We start from the raw sequence: 2690 nt of genomic DNA, 5'->3' as shown, positions 1-2690 counted from the left end.
TGGCGGTGAGCACGGCGGCGAGCGGGTTGCGGCCGGCCAGCAGGCTGTGCACCAGCAGCGGCGCGGCGCCGAGCACGGTGGCCAGCCCGAGCAGCGCGCCGGCCGGGCCCCGCAGCTCCCGCCAGCGGAACGCCGCCAGCACCGCCCCGGCGGCCGCGACGTACGGCAGCACCAGGGGGTCCACCCAGATCATCAGGCCGGCAAGGAACCCCCAGGCCGCCCAGCGCGGCAGCCGGCGACCCGGCCGACCGGCCGCCAGGTCGTACGCCAGCAGGGCCAGCGCCACCCCGGCCGCGTTCATCTCCGGGTAGCCGCCACCGGCGATCAGCTGGTTCTTGACGATCCGGTCGGAGCCGAGCGCGAGCAGCGCCACGACCAGCAGGGCGAACCACCCGTCCCCGGTCAGCCGCAGCGTCAACCGCCAGGCCAGCAGCACGAAGAGGGCGTACAGCGCGAGGGTCGGCAGGCGCAGCCCCAGCGTCGACGGCCCGGCCAGCGCGAACACCGGCGCGGCCAGCCACGCCTCCAACGTGCCCATGTACGCCTGGCCGTAGAACCAGACGGGGAACTCCTGCCCGCGGGAGATGTGCAGCGCGGCCAGCCCCATGGTGGCCTCGTCGCTGTTCGTCGGCGGCGCGTCGTGCAGCAGCAGACCGAGGCGGTACGCCACCCCGGCGACGATCGCGAGCACGGCCAGGACCGTCGGCAGTCGGGGCCGCCGGGCGGCCGGCCGCGGGGGCGACGCGTCGCGTCGCTCCTGGCGTACCCCCGTGGTCATGGGCTGATCATGGCACTCGGCCGCCGGCCCGCGACGCCAGCGGTGCCGGCGCGTCGGCCGGGGTGTCAGACGGCGGTGACCGTGGCGCCCTCGCGGGCCTCCAGGGCCTGCTTGTAGAGCCGGCCGGCGCGGTACGACGAGCGCACCAGCGGCCCGCTCATCACGCCGGCGAAGCCGATCTCCTCGGCCTCCTCGCGCAGCTCGACGAACTCCTCCGGCTTGACCCAGCGGGTCACCGGGTGGTGCCGGGGCGTCGGCCGCAGGTACTGCGTGATGGTGATCAGTTCGCAGCCCGCCTCGTGCAGGTCGCGCAGCGCCTGGGAGATCTCGGCGCGCTCCTCGCCCATGCCCAGGATCAGGTTGGACTTGGTGACCAGGCCGTCGGCGCGGGCCTGCCGGATCACGTCGAGGGAGCGCTCGTAGCGGAACGCCGGCCGGATCCGCTTGAAGATCCGCGGCACGGTCTCGACGTTGTGCGCGAGCACCTCGGGCCGGGAGCCGAAGACCTCGGCGAGCTGCTCGGGGACGGCGTTGAAGTCGGGGATCAGCAGCTCGACGCCGCAGCCGGGCTGCAGGGCGTGGATCTGCCGGACCGTCTCGGCGTAGAGCCAGGCGCCGCCGTCGGGCAGGTCGTCGCGGGCCACACCGGTGATGGTGGCGTAACGCAGGCCCATGGAGACCACCGACTCCGCGACCCGGCGGGGCTCGTCGGCGTCGAACTCGGCCGGCTTGCCGGTGTCGATCTGGCAGAAGTCGCAGCGCCGGGTGCACTGGTCGCCACCGATGAGGAAGGTGGCCTCCCGGTCCTCCCAGCACTCGTAGATGTTGGGGCAGCCGGCCTCCTGGCAGACGGTGTGCAGCCCCTCGCGCGAGACCAGCCCGCGCAGTTGGGTGTACTCCGGGCCCATCTTGGCCTTGACCTTGATCCACGGCGGTTTGCGCTCGATCGGCGTCTCGGCGTTGCGCGCCTCGATCCGCAACATGCGCCGCCCCTCGGGGGCGGGCGTCGCGGTGCGCTCTGCCTGCTGGGTCGTCGGCGCGGAGTGCTCGATCGTCACAAAACCGAGCCTACGCCCGTCGGTGGCCGTCGATGCACGTCGGGCGACCGCCGTCACGCCGGAAATCTTGTGACGCCGGACACCGGGGTCGGCAATAATCCCGTCACACGACAGCGCGCCCGGGTGCTAGCGTGCCCGGCAAAGCTGTGACGGAGCCGAGTAGCGCCCGGACCCGCCAGCGCAGAGAGCCGCCGGTTGCTGAGAGGCGGTCTGGCGCCGGCGCGCGAAGACCCTCCCGAGCTGCGGGAAGAACGGCGTCCGCGCCCAGTAGAGCCCGCCCGGCTGGCCCCGGTCATCAGGCGACGAATGAGGCCCCCGCCCGCGGGGGCGAAGTGTGGTGGCACCGCGAGGTTCCCGCTCGCCCACACCTCCCTGGGATCGCGTTGCGATGATCAAGGAGGTACCGCCGTGCAACGCATCCTTTCCACCCAACTTCCCACCCAGGTCGGCGAGACCGTCCGGATCGCCGGCTGGGTGCACCGCCGCCGGCTGCTCAAGTCGGTGGCCTTCCTGATCGTCCGGGACGCCGCCGGCCTCGCCCAGGTGGTGGTCACGGACCCGGCCGTGCGCGCGGCCGTCGACGCGCTCACCGAGGAGACCGTCGTCGAGGTCACCGGCACGGTGGTCGCCAACCCGACGGCGCCCGCCGGGGTCGAGCTGACCGACCCGGCGGTACGACCGCTCGGCCCGCCCGCCGTGCCGCCGCCCTTCGACCTCTACCGGCCGGCGCTCACCGCCAGCCTGCCCACCCAGCTGGACCACGCGCCCGTCGCGCTGCGCCACCCGACCCGCTCGGCGGCGCTGCGCGTCTCGGCGGCGGCGGTGGCCGGCTTCCGGGCCGCCCTCGACGCCCG

2 protein-coding genes and 1 pseudogene are annotated in these 2690 nt (G+C 74.2%); 1 reads left to right on the top strand and 2 read right to left on the bottom strand.

The features are described 5' to 3' along the window. Positions 1-778: pseudogene (locus tag NCC78_RS30550) on the bottom strand (hypothetical protein); the annotation flags it as partial. A 65-nt stretch (positions 779-843) separates the two neighbouring features. Next, positions 844-1893, bottom strand: a complete 1050-nt coding sequence (lipA, locus tag NCC78_RS30545; RefSeq protein ID WP_250798870.1) for a lipoyl synthase — start codon at positions 1891-1893, stop codon at positions 844-846. Positions 1894-2244: 351 nt separating this feature from the next. Here lipA and NCC78_RS30540 point away from each other — a divergent pair. After that, positions 2245-2690 (top strand): OB-fold nucleic acid binding domain-containing protein (locus NCC78_RS30540; protein WP_250798869.1); only part of this gene is annotated, 446 nt, incomplete at its 3' end.

It is taken from the genome of Micromonospora phytophila (assembly GCF_023656545.1).
In the GTDB taxonomy this organism is placed as follows: domain Bacteria; phylum Actinomycetota; class Actinomycetes; order Mycobacteriales; family Micromonosporaceae; genus Micromonospora; species Micromonospora phytophila.
Note: the sequence above shows the minus strand (reverse complement) of the source record. Positions and strands in the feature narration are given on the sequence as shown.